The organism is Leclercia sp. GHBNCSD, assembly GCF_055805075.1.
In genome coordinates, this window is record NZ_JBQVYO010000002.1 from 60,077 (window position 1) to 84,939 (window position 24,863).

The following is a 24,863-nucleotide window of genomic DNA, read 5'->3' on the forward strand; positions in this document are numbered from 1 at the left end:
CATTTTTGCTAATTTTTCACTAATGCCGCAAGGGCTACAGTGCTTCCACACCAACAATGTGGAAGGAAAAGCAAAATGAACACAGCATTAACAGGTAAAATCGCACTCGTCACCGGCGGCACCAGCGGCATCGGTCTGGCAACGGCAAAAGAGCTGCAAGCCCAGGGGGCGAAGGTCTATATCACCGGTCGCCGCCAGGCGGAGCTGGACAACGCCATCGCCACCCTCGGCGGGCAGGTCACCGGCATTCGCGCCGACGCCTCCGTACTCGCCGATCTTGATACCGTTTATGCCCAAATCGCCGAACAGTCCGGGCGGCTGGATGTGCTGTTCGCGAACGCCGGCGGGGGCGATATGCTGCCTCTGGGGGCGATAACCGAAGAACAGTTCGACCGCATTTTTGCCACCAACGTCCGCGGCGTACTGTTTACCGTTCAAAAAGCGCTGCCGCTGCTGACCGACAAAGCCTCGGTGATCCTGACCGGCTCCACGGTCTCCATTAAAGGTACCGCTAACTTCAGCGTCTATAGCGCCAGCAAGGCGGCGGTAAGAAACTTCGCCCGCTCCTGGGCGCTGGATTTGCAGGGGCGCGGTATCCGGGTGAACGTGGTCAGCCCGGGCCCGATTAAAACCCCGGGGCTGGGAGAACTGGTGCCAGAAGATCAGCGGCAGGGGCTGTTTGATGCCTTAGCCGCTACGGTACCGATGGGGCGTATTGGCGAGCCGGAAGAGGTGGGGAAAGCGGTGGCGTTCCTCGCCTCCGATGCCGCCAGCTTCATCAACGCCGTCGAGCTGTTTGTGGACGGCGGGATGGCGCAAATCTGACGCAAACAGGACTGACTGAACGTGCCGCGGACGGCATGTCTGTCTGCAACAACAAGGATGTTTCTCTACTTTATGGCACCAATAAGCATTCACACTGATTATTTTTGAGCCGAATCGATCTTTTCTGAATATATCCTCGTAATACTATTAGGCCACGAATGTAATTTATGCTAAACAATAGCTTAAAAGCCCTAACATTCGACCAGGAACACTAGCTGTGCTGACGACTCTTATTTATAAAAGCCAGTTAAATCCATCCTGCCAATCATTATCTCTTATTTCACTTGTTGAAAAAGCCAGGCAGCGGAATTCCGCCCTGGATGTGACGGGCATTTTGCTGTTTAACGGCGTCGACTTTTTGCAGATCCTTGAAGGATCGGAAGAGGTCATTGAAAAACTGTTTTGTAAGATCCGTAGCGACAAACGCCATCACAGCGTGGTAGAGCTGATGCGCGATTATGGCCCGCACAGACGCTTCGAAAATGTCGGCATGCTACTCTTCGACCTGCTGGTTGATAGCCAGAAATCGGTGCTCTCATCGGTGCTGCGCTACAGCAAGCTGGACTACTATCTGGCAGCGCAGGATCGGGTGTTCAAGTTTATTCAGTCGTTTATTACCCGGGAACAGCCCACCCGCGACCGGACGGTCTTCCTGCCGGAGAGATGGAGACTGGCCCCGGAGCATGCCCCGTTTGGGCAAGGCATCAACGCGCTCATCGAAAATCAGGTCTGCCAGTTTGCCCTGCAACCCATTATTGAACCCACCGAGGGGAAAATCTCCTCGCTGGAGGCGTTAATTCGCGGTAACGACGGAGGAAGTCCGGAACGCTTCTTTAGCGCCATCGATCAGGACAAAATGTACGAAGTGGATCTCCAGACGAAGGCATATGCTTTTGCCCTGGCGGAGAAAATCGGCATCGGCAATCATAAAATCGCCGTCAATCTGCTGCCGATGTCGCTGGTGAATGTCCCTGGTGCTGTTGATTTTCTGATGGACCAGATCCTCATCCACGGCCTGCAGCCGGAGCAGGTGGTGATTGAAGTCACCGAAAACGAAATGATCTCCGGGTTCAACCAGTTTAATAGCGCCATTAAGCAGCTTCGGGCGGCAGGTATTGGCCTGGCGATCGATGATTTTGGCTCCGGGTATGCCGGGCTGTCGCTGTTAACCCGTTTCCAGCCGGATAAGCTCAAAATCGACCGTGAGATTGTCAGCGACATCCATTTGAGCGGCCCGAAGCAGGCAATTGTGAAGTCGATTATCAGCTGTTGTACAGACCTTGAAATTGCGCTGGTGGCCGAGGGCATTGAGAAGATCGACGAGTGGTGCTGGCTGGAGTCGGCTGGCATTAAGCGTTTTCAGGGCTTTCTCTTCTCCCGGCCAAAATTAAACGGGGTAGGAGAGATCCACTGGCCGCAGTTGTCCAGCACACCTTTCCTGAGCGATTAAATATTCAGCAATAAGGATTGGGTAAATAGTTGAATATTTACAATGCTTCGCAGGTTAAATTATTAGCAAATATTTTGTAATGCAGTGATTTTAATAAATTTAATGTTTTTTCGGCTTTTTTATTAATAAATAACTTTAACTCAATGTTAATTTTGCGCTGCCGATAATACCTCAGACCGTATTGTTTCTGAGGTATTTATGTCATTAAAAAAGTCGTCTCTTGCCATCCTGCTTGCCCTGCTGTTTTTCTTTGTCGCCAGTGCCGCAACTAACGTCTGGCTGGCCATTAAAAGCAACAACTCCCTGGATAACGTGAATAAAGAGATTCAGGTGGTGTTATCCATTATCGATCCCATTAACCATAGCCGTACCCTGCGCGTGCGGGTTATGGAGTATATGAAACAGGTGGAAAGTGGCGACACCACCGGTCTCGATGAGAAGCTGGCCTCCGTTAAGCTGGCTCTGACCAAAGCCGATGGCGCCTTCGCCGCGTTTAATGACGCCCCCCGCCTGGCGGACGAAGCGCCGCTGGTGAAAAACTATAATGACGGCTGGCTGGCCTACCGCGATCGTGGCCTGGTGCCGCTGATTGAGGCGGCTTCCGCCCATGACAAGGCAAAGTTTGATGCGCTGATCCCGCAGATTTCTGGCCTCGACCGCCAGTACGAAATTGTCCTCGATCAGGTGCTGTCGGTGCACCAGAAATACGCGAAACAGTTAAATGATGATGCGCGGACGCAGTTTTCATCCGGCTTAACCATCATTATTGCTTTTGCCGCCCTGTTTGTGGTGGTCATTATCGGGGTGAGCGTGCTGATGAAGCGGTTTGTCTTCGCGCCGATTCATCTTGCCCGTGAGCACTGCAGCCAGATCGCCGCCGGTAAATTAACGGAAGCGGTACCGCAGAAAACCGGATCGAACAATGAGATCGACCTGCTGATGGGCTCGATGGAGGAGATGCGTCTGGCCCTGCTGGATACCGTCTCTCAGGTACGTGCCGCCTGCCATACCGTTAACCACGCCTCGCAGGAGATTGCCTCCGGCAATATCGACCTGGCTTCCCGTACCGAGCAGCAGGCTGCCGCCCTGACGGAAACGGCCGCCAGCATGGAGCAACTGAGCGCGACGGTTGCCAATAATACCGAGAACGTCAACCAGGCAGGTAAGCTGGTGCAGGATGCGGTAAACAACGCCCGTACCGGGGAGGCCGTGACCCGCGAGGTGATCGAAACCATGAACACCATCGCCGCCAACTCTCAGCGCATCGAAGATATCACCAGCGTCATTAACAGCATCGCCTTCCAGACCAACATTCTGGCGCTGAATGCCGCCGTTGAAGCGGCGCGCGCCGGAACTCAGGGGCGTGGATTTGCAGTGGTGGCGACTGAAGTGCGCACTCTGGCGCAGAAAAGCGCCGTGGCGGCGAAGGATATTGAGAACCTCATCGCCCAGTCGGTTTCCAGCGTGAAAAACGGTTCGCAGCTGGTGAATCGCTCGGGTGAGGTCATTCATGCCATCATCACCTCGGTGAACAAAGTCAACGCGCTGATGGAACAGATTCAGGTGGCGTCCGAAGAGCAGAGCCGCGGCATTGGTCAGGTAGGGCAGGCCGTGACCGAAATGGATGGCGTGACCCAGCAGAACGCCGCGCTGGTGCAGGAGTCTGCGGCGGCAGCGGCTTCGCTGGAAGAGCAAGCCAGACACCTCACCCAAAGTATTGCCAGCTTCCGCCTTCCGGAACCAGCATAAGGCAATGTCTGATTGCCCGGCAGCGCTGCGCTTGCCGGGCCTGCAGTTTTATCGTTCGTAGGCCGGGTAAGGCGCAGCCGCCACCCGGCGATACCCTGACCACACCTTTTCCTGCCGCTTCGTCGTGACCCATCTCACATTAATTTCCTGGTCTATGCTTGATGTGCATGCGCGGCGGATTGCCGCCGCACTTTCTCTTTTTCCCTCTGCGTAACGATAAACGTTAAGCACCCTGAGGAACACGGGTCAAACGAGGTGGTGGAATGACAGCTAAATCTATTACGTATTGGGGTTGTGAACACATTGATGCTAACACGGTTCGCTTCCATCTATGGGCCAGCGGTCAGGAGCAGGTCTCCCTGCGCCTCAACGACGAAACGCTGGCGATGCACCCGACCGGTGACGGCGGATTTGAACTGACGGTTGACTACGTCAAACCCGGTTCACCCTACAGTTATATTCTGGCAGACGGCACTGCGGTGCCGGATCCCGCCTCCCGCGCCCAGCAAGGGGATGTCAACGGTCCTTCGCTGGTGTGCGATCCCGACAGCTATGTCTGGCGCAATACTGAATGGCAGGGCCGACGCTGGGAAGAGAGCGTGGTCTATGAGCTGCATATCGGTACCTTTACCCCGGAAGGCACCTTCCGCGCGGCAGCCGACAAGCTGCCGTATCTGGCCTCGCTGGGCATCACAATGATTGAACTGATGCCCGTATCGCAGGCCGGAGGCAATCGCAACTGGGGCTATGACGGAGTGCTGCTCTATGCCCCGCACAGCGCCTACGGTACGCCAGATGAGCTGAAAGCCTTTGTGGATACCGCTCACGGACTGGGGCTGTCGGTGGTGCTGGATATTGTGCTGAACCATTTTGGTCCGGAGGGGAACTACCTCCCGCGCCTCTCCCCGGACTTTTTCCATCCGGAGCGAATGACCCCCTGGGGAAATGGCATCGCCTACGATGTAGCCCCCGTGCGTCAGTTTATGATCGGCGTGCCGCTTTACTGGCTGGAGGAGTTCCGCTTCGATGGATTGCGCTTCGACGCCATCGATCACATTGCAGATTCGTCTGAAAAACATATCTTGGTTGAAATTGCTGAACGCATCCGGGCGCAGATAACCGATCGCCCGATCCATCTCACCACCGAAGACAACCGCAACATTATCTCGTTGCATCCTTACGGTGAGGATGGCTCCCCGTCGCTTTACACCGCCGAATGGAATGACGATCTGCACAATGCCATTCACGTCCTGGCCAGTGGGGAAACCCACGCCTGGTACCGGGACTTTGCGCATCAGCCGGAAAAATGGGTCGCCCGGGCGCTGGCGGAAGGGTTTGCCTATCAGGGCGAAATCACTCCCCGGGACCGGGAGCCACGCGGGGTTAAAAGCATCGACCAGCCGCCGGTGGCCTTTGTCGACTTTATCCAGAATCACGACCAGGTGGGGAACCGGGCGCAGGGGGATCGTCTGCTCTCCCTTATCGGAGAGGATCGCACCCGGGTGCTGCTGGCCGCGCTGCTGCTGTCGCCGCATATCCCGCTCATGTTTATGGGCGAGGAGTTCGGCGAAACCCGGCCATTCCTCTTCTTTACCGATTTTCACGGTGATCTTGCGCGGGCGGTACGGGAAGGACGGGCGAAGGAGTTCGCCGACCATGCCAGCCACCAGGAGGAGGGCGTGCCCGATCCGAACGCGCTGGAGACCTTTACACGATCGAAACTCGACTGGGACAAAGTTAACCAGCCGGAGGGGGAAAGCTGGTTGAGCTTTACCCGTCACCTGTTGCAGCTGCGTCAGCAGGTGATTGTGCCGCTGCTGGCAACCGCCCGCAACGGTGGGGGCAAGGTGCTGGACCTGGCACCCGGCTGCGTGGCAGTCACCTGGACGTTTCCACGGGGAACCCTGTCGCTGGCGTTTAACGTCGGTGGCCATACGGAGGCGTTGCCCGATCTGCCGGGTGAAACCCTCTTTGCCTGGCCTGAGATCCATACCGAATTACGGCCCGACACCCTTATTGTCCGCTTTGCCCCTGGAGAACCAACCTGATGATCCCCACAGCGACCTGGCGTATCCAGTTTCGTAATGGCATGACGTTCGATCGTGCCGCCAGTCTGGTGCCCTATCTGCAACAACTTGGCATCAGCCATCTGTATGCCTCGCCGATTTTTACCGCTGCCCGTGATTCGACCCACGGTTATGACGTGACCGACGCCAATGAGATCGACCCGGCCATTGGTGGCCGCGCCGGATTTGAACGGCTGGTCAGTGCCCTTAAGGCGGCTGGCCTGGGGCTGATTCTCGATATCGTCCCGAACCATATGTCCACCTCGCTGGAAAACGCCTGGTGGCGTGATGTGATTGAACATGGCGAGAAGAGCCGCTATGCCCGTCACTTTGATATCGACTGGTCCCGCCGCCTGACGCTGCCGTTTCTGGGCGATGACTTTGACGTGGTACTGGCAAACGGGGAGATCAGCATCCAGCGCGATCCCAACACCGGTAAACCGGCGCTGGCCGTTTATGACAACTTCTATCCGCTCACCCCGGAGAGCTGGATGGGGCGCGAGGAAGAGGTTCTGAACCTGCGCGAGCCTGAGGCGATTGCACGCCTGCATGACCAGCAGCCGTGGCGGCTCAGCAGCTGGCGCGACGCCCCGCGGGATCTCTCCTGGCGGCGCTTCTTCGAGATCACCGGTCTGGTGGGTGTGCGCGTTGAGGACGACGCGGTCTTTGATGACAGCCATGCCCTGATCCTGGCCCTGGTGCGGTCGGGGGCGGTGGACGGGCTGCGCATCGATCATGTGGATGGTCTGGCCGACCCGCGCGCTTACCTGCAACGTTTGCGGCAGGAGGCGGGAGCCGATTGCTACATCACGGTAGAGAAGATCCTCAGTAAAGGGGAGAACCTCCCCGCAGACTGGCCCATCTCCGGCACGACCGGGTATGAATTCATCGCCTCGCTCTCGGAAGTGCTGGTGGATGACGACAAAATCGACAGCCTGCGTCAGGCTTACGACGCGGTGGTGGGTAGCCCGGTGGACATGCACGCTGAACTGCGTGCGGCGCGCCTGCTGATGGTGGATCGCAATTTCGCCGGGGAGTTCTCCACGCTGCTGACGCTGGCCAAAAAACTGGCGCAGGTGGAGGGCGTGGCGATTGATGAAGAGCTGCTGCGCCTGGCGCTGCGGGAGCTGCTGGTGGCCTTCCCTGTCTATCGCACCTATGGCACCGCGCAGGGGATGTCCGGCGCGGATATCCGGCTGCTACAAAACGTGCTGACCCACGTTAACGCCGACCCGGGCGCGCTCACGCTGTTAACCCGTATCCTGACCGGCGAGGTCAGCGATGAGGCCCGCGACACCGCCAGCCAGTTCCGCACCCGCTTCCAGCAGCTGACCGGGCCGCTGATGGCGAAATCCGTTGAAGACACGCTCTTTTTCCGCCAGCACATGGATCTGGCGCTTAACGAAGTCGGGGCCGAACCGGTGCCGCGCGCCTTCTCGCTGACGCGTTTCCATACCGAAATGACGGCGCGACGTGAGCGCCAGCCGGATGCGCTCTCGGGCACCTCAACCCACGACACCAAGCGCGGGGAAGATGCCCGCGCCAGGCTCTATACCCTGACCGAAGCGCCGGAGGTATGGGCCGAGTGCGTGGCTCGCTGGCAGCAACTCAACCAGACCCATGTCCGCTTTCTGAACGATGGCACCGCGCCGCGAGCCGCTGACACCTGGATGTTATATCAGGCGCTGGCGGGGGTCTGGCCACCCGCACTCGATCCCCAGGATGCGGCGGGTCTGAATGCGCTGGAAGCGCGCTTCCTGGCTTTTGTGGAGAAAGCCCTGCGCGAGGCCAAGCTGCGTACCGACTGGGTAGACAGCAACGAAGCCTATGAGACGGTGGTGCTGGAGTATGCCCGCCATCTGCTCTCGCCGGACAATCAGGATTTTCTGCGCGACTTCAGCACCTCGTTACGCCCGTTTATCCGCGCCGGGCTGGTAAACAGCCTGAGCCAGACGGTGATCAAACTGACCGCTCCGGGCGTACCGGATGTTTATCAGGGCAGCGAGGGGCTTAACTTTAGCCTCGTCGACCCCGATAACCGCCGCGAGCCGGATTTCGCGCAGCTCAGCCAGCAGCTCAACAGCGCCGATCTGCATACCGCCTCCCGTGAGGCGAGCTGGCTCGACGGCCAGCTTAAGGTGTATGTCACCAGCACGCTGCTGAATCTGCGCCAGCGTAAACCGGCGCTGTTCCGCTTGGGCAGCTATGTCGCGTTGCTGAGCCGGGGGGAAAGGGCGGATAAAGCCATCGCCTTTGCTCGCGTGGATGACGACGACGTATTGATCGTGGTCGCCCCACGGCTGGCGTTTGCCAGCGCCGCACAGACGTTTCCACTGACCGGCGCGGCACTGTGGGGCGATACGGAGGTTGTCTTGCCTGCTGAACTGGCCGGGCGTCGCTATCAGGACTGTTTCAGCGGTGAAATCTTTATACCGGGCGAAAGCCTGAAGTTACATGATGCACAGGATTGCTGGCGGGTGTTACTGGCCTGCGGCTAATGATGATGGTTCGAGGGAGAGATGTTATGGCAAATAATAAGATCTATCAGATTGAGGCGGGGCAGAGTTACCCGCTCGGCGCAAACTATGACGACAAAGGCGTCAATTTTGCGCTCTTTTCGGCCTGTGCCGAACGCGTTGAGCTATGTCTGTTTGATCCGACGGGCCAGCATGAAATTGCCCGCCTGGAGCTACCGGAATACACTCACGAAGTGTGGCACGGCTACGTTCCGGATCTGCAGCCGGGCGCGTTGTATGGCTATCGTGTGTATGGTCCTTACGATCCCGAAAATGGCCACCGCTTTAACCCGCATAAACTGCTGCTCGATCCCTATGCCCGGGCATTAACCGGCGAGCTGAACTGGAACGCCGCCCATTTTGGCTATGAGCTGGGGCATGACGATCTCGATCTCAGCTTTGATACCCGCGACAGCGCGCCGTTTACGCCGAAATGCCGGGTTATCGACCCCCGGGTATTTGACGGGCAGGATCCGCATCGCCCGGCGGTGCCGTGGTCTGAAACCATTCTGTACGAAACCCACGTGAAGGGCTTTACCCAGCTTCACCCGGCCGTTCCGCCTGAGCTGCGCGGCACCTTTGAAGGGATGGGGCATAAAGCGATTGTCGATTACATCAAAAGCCTCGGCATTACTTCGGTGGAGTTGCTGCCGGTGCACGCCTTCCCGGACGATCAACATCTGCTGGACAGGGGGCTGAAAAACTTCTGGGGTTATAACACCCTGAACTTCTTCTCCCCGGCATCCCGCTATTACGGTCCGAACGGCATCCAGGGATTCCGCGATATGGTGCGCGCCTTCCACGATGCGGGTATCGAAGTGATCCTGGATGTGGTCTATAACCACACCGCCGAGGGCAACGAGCTGGGCCCGACGCTCTCTTTCAAGGGGATCGACAACTTTTCCTACTACCGGACCATTGCAGGCCAGCATCGTTACTATGTGAATGACACGGGGACTGGCAACACGGTGAATACCTCCCATCCCCGTGTGCTGCAGATGATCATGGACTCTCTGCGCTACTGGGCCGAATCGATGCATATCGACGGTTTCCGTTTTGACCTCGGTACCATTCTGGGTCGCGAGCCGGAAGGGTTCGACCAGCGCGGGGGCTTTTTCGATGCCATGATGCAGGATCCGCTGCTCTCGCGGCTGAAACTGATTGGTGAGCCGTGGGATATCGGTCCTGGCGGGTATCAGGTAGGGGGATTCCCGCCAGGCTGGGGCGAGTGGAATGACAAGTATCGTGATACCGTGCGCGAATACTGGCGCGGGGATAACGTCTCCTCGGACTTTGCCGCACGTCTGCTCGGTTCCGGCGATCTCTACGACCAGCGCGGGCGCCGTCCGTGGGCGAGCATCAACTTTATCACTGCCCATGACGGCTTTACCCTGAACGACCTGGTCTCTTATAACGAGAAGCACAACGAGGCGAACGGGGAAGATAATAACGACGGCCACAATGATAACCGGTCATCGAATTATGGCGCCGAAGGGCCTACCGACGACGAGCAGATTAACGCCCTGCGCGAACAGCAGAAGCGCAACTTCCTCACCACGCTGCTCTTTTCTCACGGTACGCCGATGCTGCTGGCGGGGGATGAGTTTGGCCGCAGCCAGATGGGGAACAACAACGGCTACTGTCAGGACAGCGAGATCAGCTGGGTGCACTGGGAGGATCTGCCGGAAAGCGCCGAGATGCTGCGTAATTTTACCCGGCATCTTATTGAGCTGCGTACCCGCCAGCCGCTGTTACGCCGCGAGAACTGGCGTGATGGGATGGAGATCCTGTGGTACAACGCGGGTGGCGGCCTGCAATTGCCAGAACACTGGGATGAAGGCACTACCCTTGGGCTCTATCTGACCCGGGCCGATTTAGAGGCTGCAAACGGGATCTGGCAGGAGGTGCTGCTGCTGATCAATCCATACGAGGCTGCGGTACCGTTCCGTATCCCGGATTGCGGCGAGGGTGGCTGGGTGCTGGAGCTAAGTACCGTACAGGATGACAACCTGGGCCAGGCTATCACCCCGGATAGTGACTTCCCGCTGGCGGGCCGCAGTATCGTGCTGTTGCGTCGACCTTAACGGTTAGCCCGGGCTCTCTCCCAGGGGCTGGAGGTATCGTCGTCGGCTTTGGCCGGCGCGGTATCTTCCAGCGAATCCAGATAGAGCGCTTCGACTTCGGCGCGAGCCCAGGGCGTGCGGCGCAAAAATTTGAGGCTGGACTTGACGCTGGGGTCGCTGTTAAAGCAGTTGATTTTAATCAGCTTGCCCAGCTGCGCCCAGCCATAGCGCGCCACGAGGGCGTTAACCATCATCTCAAGGGTGACGCCGTGCAGCGGATCTCTGGAAGGGTGAGCGGTCATATGCGTCCGGTTATTATTAAAGGTCTGAAAGCGGGGAAGGGTACAAGAAAAGCGGGAAACCAGCAACGTTACCCGTCGACATTACAGACCGATTATTGCCTCAATCTTACTGGAATTTATGCCAGTAAAAACTGGAGCAATAATGTGAAGAGATAAACCATTGCTGCAATCTGAATTGCCCGGAAGCCCCATATTAAATAACGCCATGCGTTGCGTTCTCTGGCATCTGCTTCTGCAATGGCAGGATCAGAATGCTGTTTTTTGGCTTTAGCCCTGAATTCACTCACAACCCACAGCACAAGAATAAAGGCAACGATCGCTTTCTGAAGTAAGGGATTATCCATAGTGCATTATTCCCGACGGGTTGTTATGACCTTCACAATAGACCAACGGTCGTTCTGTGGCTACTACCTGATATGAACTCTCCCCAAATCTAAGAGGTTGATCGCAAGGCGTAAAGTGGATAGCATCCACTCTTTCGGATAAACAACATGTCTGTCACCGATTCACTTCTCGCTTTCTCTTTCGCTGCGCTTTTACTTACCCTGACGCCTGGCCTGGATACGGCACTCATTCTGCGCACCGCCTGCGCGGAAGGCGGTAAAAAAGCCTTTCAGGCTGCGCTGGGTATTGATGTGGGTTGTTTCATCTGGGGTGCGCTTGTCGCATTCGGTCTGGGTGCGCTGCTGGCAGTGTCTGTGCTGGCTTATACCTTACTCAAATTCTGTGGCGCCGCGTACCTGTGCTGGCTGGGCGTACAGTTGCTGAGGCGTCCTCGCTCAACGTTCAGTCATGGCGAGAACAATATCGCTGCCAGTGGGAACTGGTTTATCAAAGGCATGCTGGGAAATGTGCTAAACCCCAAAATGGGCATTTTCTATCTCTCTTTCTTACCGCAATTTATTCCAGCCGGGCATTCTCCTGTAATATGGACCTTTATTCTTGTCACTATTCACGTAGCAATCGGTACGCTCTGGTCGGTCACGCTGATTTTAACCACCCACTTTGCCTCGGCCATCCTGAGAAAAAGCGGCGTCGTTAAAGCGATGGACAGGGCGACAGGATGTCTGTTTTTAGCCTTCGCCGCTAAACTTGCGCTCAGCTCGCGATAGTGCCGTTACAGGCCGGGCAAGCGCAGCGCCCCCGGCATTATGTTCATAGGCGATTAAGAGGATTTTATGACCGCAGTTGATGAATTAACGGTGAAGTATCCAGGTGCGGCTGTCTGGCAGATGGGTGACAGCCCGGCACTGGCCAGCGAGCTTGCAGACCTGATCAGAAAGGGGATAAAAACAGCCACCTGTGGCTCCCTGGCCTCTTATCAGCAAGAAGGCGCGAGCTCCACCATTGGTGGTTACATCATTATCGTGGATGGGCAAGCGCGACCAGCCTGCGTTGTCAGGCTGGTTTCAGCGCGTCTGGTGCGTTTTTGTGATGTCACCGCAGAGTTTGCCTGTAAAGAGGGCGAAGGCGATTTAAGTCTCGAGTACTGGCGCAAAGAGCATCAGCGCTTCTTTACGCAGGAAGGTTCTTTTTCGGAGGATATGGCGCTGATTGCTGAAGAGTTTGAGGTTGTTGAACGCCTGTAACTTAAGCGCTCAGTCTCTTTGTAGCAGAGGCGGACAACCGCCTCTGCATCACGATCCCCAACGCGTCCGCAAATACCGCACCGCATCCTGTGCCTGGGGCTGATTCAGATTGTCCTCGCGGAACAAAATCGTGCCGTCGATATTCGGCTCGGATTCATTCAAATCGAGCTGTTTTTTCAGCTCCGGCACGCCGCCTTTCACCGTCCAGTCGGGCTCTTTGCTCGAGGGTTCGCCCACTTTATAGAGCGCCACCCCAATATAGAGCCGCGTATGGGTCGGTTTCACCACGCCGGCCCACCACTTTGCCAGCACGTCATAACGCGCCGCATCCCGGGCAAAAGGCCAGTAGAGCTGGGGAGCGATGTAGTCCAGCAGACCCTGCTGCACCCAGCGGCGGGTGTCGGCGAAAGACTCGTCATAGGCTGCCGCACCCCGGGTGTCGGACCCGGCCGGATCGTGGGAGCGGTTACGCCATACGCCTGCCGGGCTGACGCCAAACTCCACGTTCGGGTTTAGCTGTTTAATGGTCCGCGACACCTGGGTAATCAGCTGCTGGGTATTGTTGCGCCGCCAGTCGGCTTTTGAGTCAAAACCCTGACCATACTGGCGATAGGTCTGGCTGTCATTCAGCTTCGAGCCTGCGGACTCGGCATAGAAGTAATCATCAAACTGCACGCCGTCGACCGGATAGCGCGACACCACTTCCGCCACGATGCTGGTGATCCAGTCCCGGACTTCCGGGATGCCGGGGTCGAGGACAAAGCGATCGCCCGCGGTGCGGATCCACTCCCGATGCAGGACAAAGACGCTGGGTGGATTCAGCTTCAGGGTTTGGTTCAACTCGGCGACCGTACCCGGGCGAATATTGGTCGAGACGCGGTAAGGGTTAAACCAGGCATGCACTTTCATCCCACGCTTGTGGGCTTCATCCAGCATAAACTGCAGGGGATCGTACCCGGGATCTTCTCCTATATTGCCGGTCAGCATATCGGACCACGGCAATATTTTAGAGGGCCACAGGGCTGTGCCGTCCGGTTTCACCTGGAAAAAAACGGTGTTGATCCCGAGGTTTTTCAGGTTATCCAGCTTATCGGTCAGGGCCTTCTGCTGCATGGCGTTCCGCGACTCTGCGCTGCGGCCATTCACTGACGCCTGGGGCGGCCAGTCGAGACGGGAGACGGTAGCCAGCCAGACGCCGCGCACCGGCTCGTGGCGCGCAGTTTTATCGGGCAGGGGCTGTTTCGCCACCGGCGGTAGCGGCGTCACCAGAGATTTGGGGGGAGTTGAGCTGCAACTGACCAGTAAAAGCGCGGCGATGAGCGCACCGGAGCGCTTAAGGTGAGTGGCAAGCTGAGAACGACGTGAACAGGCGATGATAAGCTCCAGTTATACGAATGTCGCCGGGTACGTTTATTGTCGTTCTATTCGGAGGGAAGTCAATGCTGTGACCCTGTTGTCTGTCCCCCTGGGTTTCAATTGTTCAGCGAAAAATGTGTTAGGGTTCAGTTGACTATAGCGTTCTTCTGTTGTCTGCAAGGTTGACCCATTTGTTACCAGGGGTATTATTTGTTCGCGTAAGTATTTTACTCTTGCTGCTTAGCAATGCGCCAAACAGCCGAACGATCACCTCCTACTCAGGTATTTCAACAGCAGATGCAGGCACAACACATTTTTCAGTTCTGGAAAGCGGTCGAGGCGCTCACGCCTCAGAAACTCGACAAAGATAATCCCGACGATCTGTTCCGGCCAGCCTATAAAATTGCGCAAGGTGGCAATCTCCCCTGGCGTGATACCAGACACACCGATAAACCTCTTAAGGATGACAAAGTCTGGCTCTATACCGCGCAATGCGGTGTTTATGATGCCACGGCGCTTTCTCAGCAACTGGAAGAGAAGATTGGCGCGCATGATGATGTCGTTGAAGAGAGGGGACGTGTCAACAGTCGGCTTTTTGATATTAGCTTCAATGAGCAGGGCATACCGCTATATCAGACATTTATGCTGTCGCTCTCCGCATGGGCTGCCGGTCAAATCCTGCATCATAAGGATGGCGTGGCGGCGCTTGAGAACAACGTTCCCGTGGATTTCTCCGACTTACCCCTTCCAGGCGATACCCTTCCTCTTGTTGATAGTGGGTTCGCCGGTTTCGATGCCTTAACCCTGCGTCTTATGCAATGGATAGCCGATGAAGCCTCGCTTTTAGAGGCTAACGGGTACAGCCCGGATATCGACTGGATCCAGAAGCTGGTGGCGCTGGTGGTTGATAAAACGCTTTTCCCGCACTCAACCCTGGAATCTGAGTTTGTCTGTCTTGTGAAATGTATCCAGGTTAAGGCACCGAAGCCCGCCGGGGAGGAGCCAACACCGGATAACAAAGATAAAGAAAAGAGGGTTGATCCCGTTCAGGATGGTTTATTAAACAGTTTTTATATCAGCGAGCTGCGTAATCTTGGTCACGCCTGGCAGCAAAACGATGCAGGACCGGGATTCGTTGAGTATATGCGTGCTGTCTCTGAACCTGACAGAGCGCGTATCGATCTACGTTCTCCTGAGGGTTTACGGCTCGCCTTTCAGCGATTGCTTCCCACGCAACCGCCTGCGGGCGCCTGGCCTTCGCCTTATCCTCTGGCTTTCAGCCAACAGTTGGCGGTTAACGAGATCTGGCGCCGCCACGCCGATCAAGCCGGTATCTTTGCCGTGAATGGTCCTCCCGGGACAGGGAAAACCACCTTATTGCGGGATGTGGTTGCCGCGGTGGTGACGCACCGGGCCGGGAGGTTGATTCGCCATGAAGATGAGGTCTTCGCGGGCAAAAATATGCTCATCCTTGGGGACGACAGATACCCTTACTATCCTCTGCATCCTGCAATAAAGGGGTCTTCGATTGTCGTTGCCTCCGCAAATAACGGCGCAGTGGAAAATATTTCACTTGAACTGCCCGGCGCAGACGCCGTGCCGGAAAGCGTGCATCGCGAAAGTGATTATTTTGCCGATCTGGTTTCTGAACTGATCGGTAAGCCGGGTTGGGGTTTGCTGGCGGCCAGACTGGGCAACAAAGGCAACAGGAACACCTTTATGAAGGTGTTCTGGTGGAGAAAACCGGAAGAGAATAAGAATACGCCGTTATTGCCTCCTGATACGTTCACGCCTCAGCGGGGAGAAGGGCTGGCTTACCATCTCAGACTGATAAAAGCCGGGAAAAGAAAACCGGCCATCTCCTGGGATAAGGCGAAATTGAATTATAAACAGGCGCAGGAGCGGGAAGAGGCCATACGTAAGCAGCTGATCGACTACGCAACGTTGGATCAACAGATCGATAAGATTCATCAGCGCATTCTGCAAAAGCGCGACGCCCGGACACTGTCGGCAGACCAACTGACAGAGGCTCAGGAGTCGCTGGCGAAGATCCAGGTTGAAAAAATCGAGCATCAGGCCAGTTTTGCAGAATGGAGCGGGCAGCTTGAGGCTGCCGGCAAGCGCCTGGAACAGCATGGTTCCCATAAGCCCACCTTCCTGGACTGGATCTCCACATGGGGACGCGCCCATCGTGAATGGCGGGAGCGTTATCATCGTTTAACCCAGGAGAGCGATCACCTTCGCGCAAAGATGGAGATATACCAGACCGAACGGGATGCCCTCGAACGCAAAGAGAAGGAGGCAGAGAAGAGCGTTACGGACCAGACGCGGCAGTTGCAGGAGATTGATCGTGCTCTGAGCGAGATGCACCTGGAGCTTATCTCAACGCAAGCGCGGTCAGAAGAGGCAAAATCGGCACTGGGTGATGTCTGGCCCGATCCGCATGCCAGCGATGAGGTGCGAGAGAAGTCCGCGCCCTGGGCGGACGGCGCGTGGCAAAAAGCCCGACAGGCGTTGTTCCTGGCCGCACTGGATGTTCACAGGGCCTTTATTGAGCATCACCCGGAGCCGTTTATCAGCAACATCAATCTGGTGAGCAACTGGCTACAAGGCAAGAATTTGTCAGAGGAGCAGGCTGAGCTGGCGCTTAATTCCCTCACGCTTGTCGTTCCCGTTATTTCAACGACCTTTGCTTCCGTCCCGCGCATGTTTAAACGGATCGGCAGGGAAGCGATTGGCTGGCTGCTTATTGATGAAGCGGGTCAGGCGTTACCCCAGCAGGCCGCAGGCGCCATCTGGCGTGCAACCCGAACGGTTGTCGTAGGCGATCCAAAGCAGCTGGAACCGGTTAGCGGGATCGCTAAAGTCGTGGAAGGGGCGCTGGCGCAGCATTATGGCGTTTCAGCGTGCTGGTGGCCGGGAATGGTGTCGGCACAAATCCTGGCCGATCACACGATGGATCTGGGCACGCTTTTACCTGACCCGGATAATGGGCAGGTCTGGGTTGGCTGTCCGCTTCGCGTTCATCGCCGCTGTGACGATCCGATGTTCACCGTCAGTAATGCGGTTGCTTATGACGGTCTCATGGTTCATGGGAAAAAGTCGGTACCCTTGCCCTTGCCGGAAAGTTGCTGGATTGATGTCGAAGGCAAGGCATGTGAAGGTAACTGGATTGCAGAGGAAGGTGAAGCGGTCAGAAGGTTGTTATCGGGCCTGCGGGATAGTCATGGCGTAAAGCCAGACAATATTTTCCTGGTTTCACCGTTTAAAGATTGTGCGCAGAAATTATCCCAGCTGGCGTCTGAACTTGGGTTTGACACTCAAAAGACCGGCACAGTGCATACCACTCAGGGTAAAGAGGCCAGCATTGTGATATTTGTCCTGGGGGGAAATGTTCAGCGGCCCGGCGCCAAATCATGGGCGGCCAGCCGGCCTAATCTGCTCAATGTTGCAGTCAGCCGGGCGAAACAACGCTTGTACGTCATCGGTAATCGTGCGGAGTGGCAGAAACAGCGCTACTTCTCCACGCTGGCGAACGGGTTACCGGCTGAGTAAACGGAAAGAGGGCACATTTTGTGCCCTCTTATTACGTTTCGTGACACTGTCACCACTATGAAACGGAGTGGCGGTACGCAGACTGGCGAACTTTCTCAACCGCCGCCTTTCCGGCGATAAACGCATGGTCCGAATTGTAGTATTCCCACTCGCTGTAACGTCCGGCCAGCGTGATGCCGTGCAGCAACAGCCATTTTCTGATCATCTCAACGTTCTCTTTACGCTGCTGGTCATAGATGACATAGGCGTAAGGAATATCGATTTGGTTGCTGGTGAGGATCTCATCGGTTTCCGAGATGATCCCCACCTCGATGCACTCCTGAATACATCTGTCGATCAGCGCCTGGCCGTCAGCGGGCAGTGGTTTGTCCGGGGAGTAGCTTATCTCACAGGTGAGGCCGCACGCACCCGGCGGACTGCAGAACGGGCTGGCGTTGCCCTGCACGAAAATACGGTGGAATACGGTTTTGCCAGCGTAGTAGATCCAGTGTTTATCCGTCAGGGTGTCACGATTAACGCCCAGATTGACGCAGCGGACGGAGACATGGCGCAGGGCTTTTGCGGCTTTACGAATTTCTGGCGGTACTTCGTCGCCCATCAGGCGGATAAGCTCCGGCAGCACCAGCGTGCTGATCATCTGCTCATAGCGGTACTGCCTGCCGTCAGAGAGCACGACAATATGCTGATTAACGTAGATTTTACTGACCTCGGCGCCGGTCTCAATGCGGCCCTTTATGTGCGGCACAAAGCCGGACATCAGCGCCTGAAAACCGCCTTTCAGGGGGTAGCCGAAACGCGCGTTGGGTCCCATAGGCTTCGCCGTTTCGCCCAGCGCACCTTCGATGATCTGGTCCAGATCGGGCAAGGGGACGCGTCCGCCCAGCCATGAGGTCTCCATCTCTGAGAGTGGCACCGTCCATAATTTTTTATTGTAGGGAATGGCAAAATGACGGGCGATCCCTTTGCCCCATGTTTCATAGATGAAGGCTTCAAAACTGCCTTCCGGCGGTAGGTTCTGGCCTGTGCTGGTGTAGTCCGGCACCGCGCCATCGGCGCAGCAGTCATGATGATGGCGGCGATGCGTCTCGGCATTATTGCCACAGGTCGAGGCCATGCTTTTCACCTCTGACCCGGTACCGTAACGCGCCTCGATGGCCCCCAGGATACACTCCTTGATCACCGGGGCCGGCAAGCCGTAAAGCGATCCCTGGAAGGGATAACGGGTATAGACGCCGTCGGTATAGACCCAGGCTTCGCGGATCTGCCAGTGAATATTGTCTCCCAGTAAGATGTTGTATAACGCCAGCACCTCTTCATCGGCGGAAAACATAATGTGTCCCGCATAATCGAAGGTAAATCCCTTGTCCTGAACCGAGCGGCACAAGCCTCCCACCGTCTCATTACGCTCCAGTAAGGTTGCCCCTTCGCCAAAATGATAGGCCGCGCTCAGGCCGGTTGGCCCGGCACCCAGAATTAAGCATGGCTCTACTTCTGAACCCGTTCTGGCAGGGGGAATGAGGCGTAAAACTGCCTGAGGTGAGACATCCTCGCCTCCGGCATCCGTTGTCGCCGTCTCCTGCGCCTGATGACGAGAGAGCGCCTGCCCAATCAGCTCATGCATTTTTTGCACGGTTGTGTCCCAGGAGGTGCTGGCGACGATGTTTTGCATGATCTGCCGCTGCGAAGCGCGTTCTTCCTCAGACAATGCCAGCGCCTCTTCGCAGGCGGCCACAAAGGCGGCATGATCCCTGGCGACCGCCACAATGTGGCCATAGGGTTTTTCAACATCAGCGATGGCGGTACTCACCACAGGAAGCTGCGCGGCCATGTATTCCAGCACTTTCGTCGGACTGATAAAGCGGGTGGATTCATTCAGCGCAAACGGCATCAGGCAGACGTCCCACCCGGCAAGGAAATGGGGCAGGGCCTGATAAGGCTGCATGCCAGGGTAATGGATATTGCTTCGTTGCGGCAGGGTTGACGGGTCTATTTTCACCACCGGACCAACCATCACGATTTGCCACTCCGGGTGCGCATCGGCAAGGGCGGCGATCAGCGACAAATCCATACGTTCATCAATTACGCCGTAATAGCCCAGGCGCGGGTGCGGAATAGTGTCCTGCAGAGGATGGTGATTGGCCCGATCCAGCGCTTGTTCAAAATGCACCGCATCCACGCTACTGGCAAAGCAGTGAATGTTCGGGTGGCGTCCTTTTCTTGCCGCATACAGGCTTGGCCCGCCGGTAAAGACAATATCCGCCCGCGTCAGCAGGGCTGACTCACGTTGCAACAGCTGGCGGGGCGCTTTTTCAAAGGCGGCCAGTTCATCCATGCAGTCATACACCACAACGGCGGGGGCAAAGACCTTCAGCAGAGGGAGGGCCATCGGCGTGTAGAACCAGACGACCGGGGTTTCATCCTCTTCGCGTATCTCCGCCAGCAGTGTTTCCAGCCAGGCGATCTGTCCATCATGGAAACCCGGCTCTGTTGACGGTGTCTGCGGCTGAATGACCGTCACATTCGGCGCGGGTTGGGAAATCTTCAGCTCTGGTTTTCCAACGGAATGCAGCGGCTCTTCGATAAAGACGATCTGATAGTGCTGAGCAAGCCGTGTCATCAGATGCTGCGGGCGCTGAAAAACAAAATCCCAGCGCAGATGACTAAAAACATAGATTTTTTTCATGCCTGATACCTCTGTGCTGGTGCAGGTAGTGACGCCAGTTAGTTGGTGAAAGTGTTCCAGCCGGGTCTGGACATGTTTAAGAGCCCGGGCGTAAACGGCATTCAGCTCTCGCTCTTTGTCGGGCCTCACATCCCATAAGCCAGAGTGATGCCAGTTTGCGTTATTCTCCCAGTCGGGGCGGTCGATAATCGGGTAAAGGCAAATGCCCGCAACCTCTACGCCGGCCAGCTGCGCCTGAGCCACCTCTGAGACGACATCGTTAATCCAGGCGCCGCGCCCGCTACCTACATGGCTGGTTTCGGCAAGCAGAATAGGGCGGCGATAACGCTCCCAGGTCTCCTGCAACATTCCGTGCAATCGCCGTCGCCGACCGTCACCCAGATGCCACGGCAGGCGCTGGTTGTTGCCCATCATCCATTGATTGTCGTGGTAGTAATTGGCGCCCAGCAGATCCAGATAGCGCGGATGGCCACCCAGCTCAGGCTCATGCTTGCCCGTCAGCATGTCCCACGCCTGAAACTGCGCGGTACGAAACGCCTCGGTTTGCTCAATATTTGCAGGATCGTCATCCGGTGAAATCAGATGGATTAACGGGTCGCAATGTAAAATTCGCGCTCTGGGATCGGCCGCCAGAATGGCGTCGCAGGCGGCTATGGCGGCACGAACGAGTTGTCGCTTGACCCGCTCGCTTTCGCCCACGCCTGGAGGGGAGGTAGGAAACAATCCTTCCGCAATGCCCCAGGCTGTGAATGAGATTTCGTTGACGGGTGAGTAGACCGGCGGCTCCTCATACCAGGGGCGCAAAAACGTCGCCAGCGAGCCACACAAGTGGGCGAAGCGAGAGACAAACTCTGTTGAGAAAAAATCGAGATGAGGGGGAAAGCCGTAATGACAGATTGTCCAGCAAATCTGGATACCGCTCTCTTTTGCCGACATCATTTTTTTTGCGACGGTAGTAAAGTCGTAACCACCTGATTTATCGACAAGTCGCCAGCCGACGCTCTCTCTTACCGTGTGCATGTTGAAGGGCTTAAGCGCGCGGTAATCCTCGGCATGCCGTACGTCATGCGCCGTTGCGTTATCCATTGAAAGGGGATGACCCGCCCGGGTGATAAAATCAGCGCCTTCGAATCCTGCCTGCCAGAATGACCTGAATATCGCCATATACATTGCTCCCTTATGGGCCTTTTTAAATATACCTGGCCAGCGCGTTTAAATTCATTGGCCTTTTTTTAATTACCCACACCTATGGCAGAAAATAAATTTTTAGAAAATAGCGAGTATTATTTTTTGTATAACATTCAACCATAATCATCCTCCCTACATATTTTGTAAGCAGCGAAACAGGGCAACAGGAATACCCCGGAGTTCACCCGTTATATTTTGACATCCTGGTCTTCAATGAGAAAAAATCACTGTCTTATTCATCAATGATAGCCTGAGTTTCCGGCGCTACGCGGCGTTTTTCAGCAATGTCCGGCTTCGGCAGTTAAAAAGATGAACAAAATCATTGTCTGCTGGTGGCGCTTTTTTTATGGGATCCGTTTCGGTTAAACGATAATAATGCTTAACCGGGCCTTTAAATAAGCCTTGCCCGTTTCGTTAGTTTGCTGGATTGCTCTCTTCATGATCTCTGTTGTTTTCTGGCACTTTTGTCTTAGTGTCATTGGCGTGTTAATTAGTGATTCGGATATTTAATTCCGATAGCTTCTCGCTGCGGGAATATAAATAATGGAGTATTAGTTTCCTCTCCTAGGGTATATTGTAAACAGAACTCAATAGTTACAACATACAATGTGCCTTTACTTTTAAACAAACCTAAACATTGTGCCCTGAATCATCGCTTATCAGAAAAAAGAGGTAGCCGTCCCTTTTTTATCCCCTAAAGGGAGTAAATTGAATTTAACCGCCAGAGGGGTTATTCTTGTTTTATCCCCTGTAGGGGATTTTCCTTGAATATCCGCTATAGGGGGTAAGCATGAAAGTGACCTCGGCAGGCGCACTGGCGCAGGCTGTCAAAGATCAGCGTAAGGTCAATAAGTTAACGCAATCGGAGACCGCTGAACAGGTTGGCATTAAACAAACCACGGTATCGGATTTCGAGAACAAACCTGAATCCACCAAGCTGGAAACCCTGTTCAAAATTCTCTCAGCGCTGGATCTGGAACTTCATGTGGTGAAAAGAGGCTCGACGCTGCCCGATCATGCCAACTGGACAAAGGAGTGGTAAACGATGCGCGCTCAACGTCTGACTGTTGCCATGAATGGCGAAGTGGTGGGTACGCTGCATCGTGATGGCAGCGGCGCGATGTCATTTCAGTATGCGCCCGAGTGGCTGGCAGAGCCTGGCGCACGTGCCATTTCGCTCTCTTTGCCGCTCCAGCACGGGAGGATCCGCGGAAAGCAGGTCTTCAATTTTTTCAGCAACCTGTTGCCAGACTCAGAGGCGATAATCGCCCGCATGCAGGCCCGTTTTCAGGTTGAGACGGCACATCCCTTTGATCTGCTCGCCAGTGTCGGACGAGACTGCGTGGGTGCCATTCAGCTCTATCCACCGGGGCTGGAGATCCCGTCGGTGATGGATATCGTCGCCGAACCGCTGGATGACGAGCAGATTGCTTCCTTGCTGGAGGGTTACCAGATGGCCCCGTTAGGGATGAGCGAAGAGGGGGCCGATTTTCGCATTTCGCTGGCCGGGGCGCAGGAGAAAACGGCGTTGCTATGGTATCAGGATCGCTGGCAGCGGCCTCAGGGTAGTACACCAACCAGCCATATATTCAAATTACCGATCGGCAGAATAGAGCAGAACAATATCGATCTCAGCGAGAGCTGTGAAAACGAGTGGCTCTGCTTACGGATCGCAAAAGCCTTTGGATTTCCGGTAGCGCATGCCGAAATGGCCACCTTTAGTCGCAAAAAAGTGCTGATTATTGAACGCTTCGATCGCCGTTGGGCCCGCAGCGGGTGGCTGATGCGCCTGCCGCAGGAAGATTTTTGTCAGGCGCTGGGCATCGCTCCGGCACTGAAGTATGAGTCCCACGGCGGGCCGGGCATCGCCGATGCCATGAAACTGCTGCTCGGTTCCCGCCTGGCAGCGCAGGATCGGGAGATGTTCTTCAAAGCGCAGATCCTGTTCTGGATGCTGGCCGCGATTGATGGTCACGGTAAGAATTTCAGCCTGTTTATCGAAGCGGACTCTTCGTTTCGCATGGCCCCGTTATACGATGTGATTTCGGCCTTTCCGCTGTTTGAGGCAGGGAGTATCCCGGCCAAAAAAGCGAAGATGGCCATGGCATTGCAGGGCAAAAACCGCCAGTACCATTTCGCGATGATCCAGCCTCGTCACTTTATCAGTACCGCTGCGCACGCAGGCTTTTCGCAGGAGATCGCCCGGAGGCTGATGAAAGAGATGGCCGACCGGACAGATGAGGCGATCGCCACCGTCAGGGCGGAATTGCCAGCGGATTTTCCGGAACAGATAAGCGAGGCGATTTTCCGCGGTCTGGTAAGCCAGGCGGCGAGAATAAGCCGCTTTGATTAAATCGGTACAAAAATTGGTAGGGTATCAAACTCCATTTGCAATTGTTAATGATATTTATTTTCATTATCATTTGTCTTTACGTAAGCAACTGTAAAGAAAAATGACATGCATATTACCTCTGCCCTAATACAGCAAACTCTGTGTGCCGTCGCCATTTCCCTGGCAATGCACTCTGGCGCTGCACTCGCTAAAACCTTTACCGAGAAAGATTTCGTCACCCAACCACTTGGGCACGGCGTGTACGAGCTGGCCTACGATAAGGGCCAGCAGGCCCTTTATGCCGCGTCAGCGCCTTCCTTTGATAAAGACAAAACGGACGGACTGGTCTTTAAGCTGGCGGCGCAGACGCTGCAAATTGAAGCGAAGATCCCCACGGAACGTCGCACATTCGCCGTCGCGCTGGACGAAGAAAATCATCGCCTTTATCTGGGTAATTCGCTGGAAGGGTCGGTCACGCTGCTCGATACCCGTACTGATAAAGCCATTAAAACTATTCAGCTGAGCGACACGTCAGATCCAGAAAATCGTGTGCACGTGCGTGAAGTGGTGCTGGATAAAAAGCATCAGCGTCTTTATGTCTCCGGGATAGGGCGTAAGGATAAAGGGTTACTCTGGGTTGTGGATACCCAGAAGCAGGCCCTGGCCCAAACCCTTGAAAAACTTGAGCCGGTCGGGTTTGCAGTAGATGAAGCGGGCGACAAGGTGTATGTCGTGTCTGGCGTCGGGGAGCTGATCGCGCTGGATGCTAAAACATCCAGGCTGCTCAGCCGCGTGAAGGTCGATCCTGCCGATCCGGAGCACTATTTCCTGAATATCGCACTAAACAGTGGCAAAGGGATGGGGTATATCGCCGACACCAACACCAAAGATCTGCTGGTTGTGCAGTTGGACACCGGCAAGCTGCTTCATCGTGTACCGACTCCTAATTCCGTTGGCGTGCTGTATAACCCGGCGCGGGAAGAGGTCTACGTCACCCATCGTAACGATCGCCAGATTAGCGTGATCGATGCGACCACTTATCACCTGAAACACACCATTAAAACCACGGCGATGCCAAACAGCCTGGTGCTGTCTGCCGATGCCAGCACGCTCTATGCCAGCGTCAAGCAGGATGAGAAAGCTCACAAAGCTGACTACGTGCTCAAGATTGATTTAACCCAGCTCTAAG

General features: G+C 55.7%; 16 protein-coding genes. 12 read left to right on the forward strand and 4 right to left on the reverse strand.

Features of this window, described 5'->3' with window-relative positions:
• The first annotated feature begins 75 nt into the window (after positions 1-75).
• The 6 genes from ACT3IC_RS20545 to glgX all read left to right on the forward strand — a co-directional run bounded on the left by ACT3IC_RS20545 (position 76) and on the right by glgX (position 10,690).
• The gene (locus tag ACT3IC_RS20545; RefSeq protein WP_159338888.1) at positions 76-825 is read left to right on the forward strand and encodes an SDR family oxidoreductase; all 750 of its coding nucleotides are present in this window, start codon (positions 76-78) and stop codon (positions 823-825) included.
• A 217-nt stretch (positions 826-1,042) separates the two neighbouring features.
• Positions 1,043-2,275 (forward strand): diguanylate phosphodiesterase, encoded by a 1,233-nt coding sequence (locus tag ACT3IC_RS20550; RefSeq protein WP_156654489.1) that lies wholly within the window; start codon positions 1,043-1,045, stop codon positions 2,273-2,275.
• A gap of 198 nt (positions 2,276-2,473) precedes the next feature.
• On the forward strand, positions 2,474-4,024 hold the full coding sequence (locus tag ACT3IC_RS20555; protein WP_473479055.1) for a methyl-accepting chemotaxis protein: 1,551 nt from the start codon (positions 2,474-2,476) through the stop codon (positions 4,022-4,024).
• Positions 4,025-4,287: 263 nt separating this feature from the next.
• A complete protein-coding gene (gene treZ / locus ACT3IC_RS20560) occupies positions 4,288-6,072 on the forward strand; it encodes a malto-oligosyltrehalose trehalohydrolase (protein ID WP_156654487.1) in 1,785 nt (594 codons plus the stop codon).
• Complete coding sequence (treY, locus tag ACT3IC_RS20565; RefSeq protein WP_473479058.1) at positions 6,072-8,588, forward strand: malto-oligosyltrehalose synthase; 2,517 nt, start codon at positions 6,072-6,074, stop codon at positions 8,586-8,588. Before treZ ends, treY begins: the two co-directional genes overlap by 1 nt.
• Positions 8,589-8,614: 26 nt before the next feature.
• Positions 8,615-10,690: a glycogen debranching protein GlgX gene (glgX, locus tag ACT3IC_RS20570; protein WP_473479061.1), complete on the forward strand. Its 2,076-nt coding sequence runs from the start codon at positions 8,615-8,617 to the stop codon at positions 10,688-10,690.
• On the opposite strand, the gene ACT3IC_RS20575 is transcribed toward glgX, so the two are convergent.
• Both ACT3IC_RS20575 and ACT3IC_RS20580 read right to left on the reverse strand, forming a co-directional pair.
• Positions 10,687-10,971, reverse strand: coding sequence for a VF530 family protein (locus ACT3IC_RS20575; protein ID WP_103179608.1), 285 nt, complete (start codon positions 10,969-10,971; stop codon positions 10,687-10,689). The two genes, glgX and ACT3IC_RS20575, sit on opposite strands and share 4 nt — an antisense overlap.
• A 116-nt stretch (positions 10,972-11,087) precedes the next feature.
• Positions 11,088-11,315, reverse strand: a complete 228-nt coding sequence (locus ACT3IC_RS20580; protein WP_103179607.1) for a hypothetical protein — start codon at positions 11,313-11,315, stop codon at positions 11,088-11,090.
• 147 nt (positions 11,316-11,462) lie between these two features.
• Between ACT3IC_RS20580 and ACT3IC_RS20585 the strand changes: the two genes are divergently transcribed.
• Together ACT3IC_RS20585 and ACT3IC_RS20590 are read left to right on the forward strand one after the other, a co-directional pair.
• A complete protein-coding gene (locus ACT3IC_RS20585; protein ID WP_103179606.1) occupies positions 11,463-12,083 on the forward strand; it encodes a LysE family translocator in 621 nt (206 codons plus the stop codon).
• Between the two features lie 66 nt (positions 12,084-12,149).
• Positions 12,150-12,560, forward strand: a complete 411-nt coding sequence (locus ACT3IC_RS20590; protein ID WP_214421964.1) for an ASCH domain-containing protein — start codon at positions 12,150-12,152, stop codon at positions 12,558-12,560.
• A 48-nt stretch (positions 12,561-12,608) separates the two neighbouring features.
• On the opposite strand, the gene ACT3IC_RS20595 is transcribed toward ACT3IC_RS20590, so the two are convergent.
• The gene (locus ACT3IC_RS20595; protein ID WP_473479499.1) at positions 12,609-13,946 is read right to left on the reverse strand and encodes a glycoside hydrolase family 10-like protein; all 1,338 of its coding nucleotides are present in this window, start codon (positions 13,944-13,946) and stop codon (positions 12,609-12,611) included.
• A gap of 267 nt (positions 13,947-14,213) precedes the next feature.
• Between ACT3IC_RS20595 and ACT3IC_RS20600 the strand changes: the two genes are divergently transcribed.
• Positions 14,214-17,471, forward strand: a complete 3,258-nt coding sequence (locus tag ACT3IC_RS20600) for a DEAD/DEAH box helicase (RefSeq protein ID WP_473479066.1) — start codon at positions 14,214-14,216, stop codon at positions 17,469-17,471.
• Positions 17,472-17,526: 55 nt separating this feature from the next.
• Here the strand turns inward: ACT3IC_RS20600 and ACT3IC_RS20605 are convergent, their stop codons facing one another.
• Positions 17,527-21,318, reverse strand: coding sequence for an NAD(P)-binding protein (locus ACT3IC_RS20605; protein ID WP_156654483.1), 3,792 nt, complete (start codon positions 21,316-21,318; stop codon positions 17,527-17,529).
• A gap of 814 nt (positions 21,319-22,132) precedes the next feature.
• Between ACT3IC_RS20605 and ACT3IC_RS20610 the strand changes: the two genes are divergently transcribed.
• From ACT3IC_RS20610 to yncE, 3 genes are all read left to right on the forward strand, one after another.
• Positions 22,133-22,384, forward strand: a complete 252-nt coding sequence (locus ACT3IC_RS20610; RefSeq protein WP_103179602.1) for a helix-turn-helix domain-containing protein — start codon at positions 22,133-22,135, stop codon at positions 22,382-22,384.
• Between the two features lie 3 nt (positions 22,385-22,387).
• Complete coding sequence (locus ACT3IC_RS20615) at positions 22,388-23,695, forward strand: type II toxin-antitoxin system HipA family toxin (protein WP_103179601.1); 1,308 nt, start codon at positions 22,388-22,390, stop codon at positions 23,693-23,695.
• 105 nt (positions 23,696-23,800) lie between these two features.
• Complete coding sequence (gene yncE / locus ACT3IC_RS20620; RefSeq protein ID WP_473479070.1) at positions 23,801-24,862, forward strand: 7-bladed beta-propeller protein YncE; 1,062 nt, start codon at positions 23,801-23,803, stop codon at positions 24,860-24,862.
• Position 24,863 lies beyond the last annotated feature (1 nt).

What these genes read in the sequence shown, in the direction of transcription:
- ACT3IC_RS20545 (WP_159338888.1), top strand. Translation starts at nt 76, where the DNA reads ATGAACACAGCATTAACAGGTAAAATCGCACTCGTCACCGGCGGCACC.
- ACT3IC_RS20555 (WP_473479055.1), top strand. Translation starts at nt 2,474, where the DNA reads ATGTCATTAAAAAAGTCGTCTCTTGCCATCCTGCTTGCCCTGCTGTTT.
- treZ (WP_156654487.1), top strand. Translation starts at nt 4,288, where the DNA reads ATGACAGCTAAATCTATTACGTATTGGGGTTGTGAACACATTGATGCT.
- treY (WP_473479058.1), top strand. Translation starts at nt 6,072, where the DNA reads ATGATCCCCACAGCGACCTGGCGTATCCAGTTTCGTAATGGCATGACG.
- glgX (WP_473479061.1), top strand. Translation starts at nt 8,615, where the DNA reads ATGGCAAATAATAAGATCTATCAGATTGAGGCGGGGCAGAGTTACCCG.
- ACT3IC_RS20575 (WP_103179608.1), bottom strand. Translation starts at nt 10,971, where the DNA reads ATGACCGCTCACCCTTCCAGAGATCCGCTGCACGGCGTCACCCTTGAG.
- ACT3IC_RS20580 (WP_103179607.1), bottom strand. Translation starts at nt 11,315, where the DNA reads ATGGATAATCCCTTACTTCAGAAAGCGATCGTTGCCTTTATTCTTGTG.
- ACT3IC_RS20585 (WP_103179606.1), top strand. Translation starts at nt 11,463, where the DNA reads ATGTCTGTCACCGATTCACTTCTCGCTTTCTCTTTCGCTGCGCTTTTA.
- ACT3IC_RS20590 (WP_214421964.1), top strand. Translation starts at nt 12,150, where the DNA reads ATGACCGCAGTTGATGAATTAACGGTGAAGTATCCAGGTGCGGCTGTC.
- ACT3IC_RS20600 (WP_473479066.1), top strand. Translation starts at nt 14,214, where the DNA reads ATGCAGGCACAACACATTTTTCAGTTCTGGAAAGCGGTCGAGGCGCTC.
- ACT3IC_RS20605 (WP_156654483.1), bottom strand. Translation starts at nt 21,318, where the DNA reads ATGGCGATATTCAGGTCATTCTGGCAGGCAGGATTCGAAGGCGCTGAT.
- ACT3IC_RS20610 (WP_103179602.1), top strand. Translation starts at nt 22,133, where the DNA reads ATGAAAGTGACCTCGGCAGGCGCACTGGCGCAGGCTGTCAAAGATCAG.
- ACT3IC_RS20615 (WP_103179601.1), top strand. Translation starts at nt 22,388, where the DNA reads ATGCGCGCTCAACGTCTGACTGTTGCCATGAATGGCGAAGTGGTGGGT.
- yncE (WP_473479070.1), top strand. Translation starts at nt 23,801, where the DNA reads ATGCATATTACCTCTGCCCTAATACAGCAAACTCTGTGTGCCGTCGCC.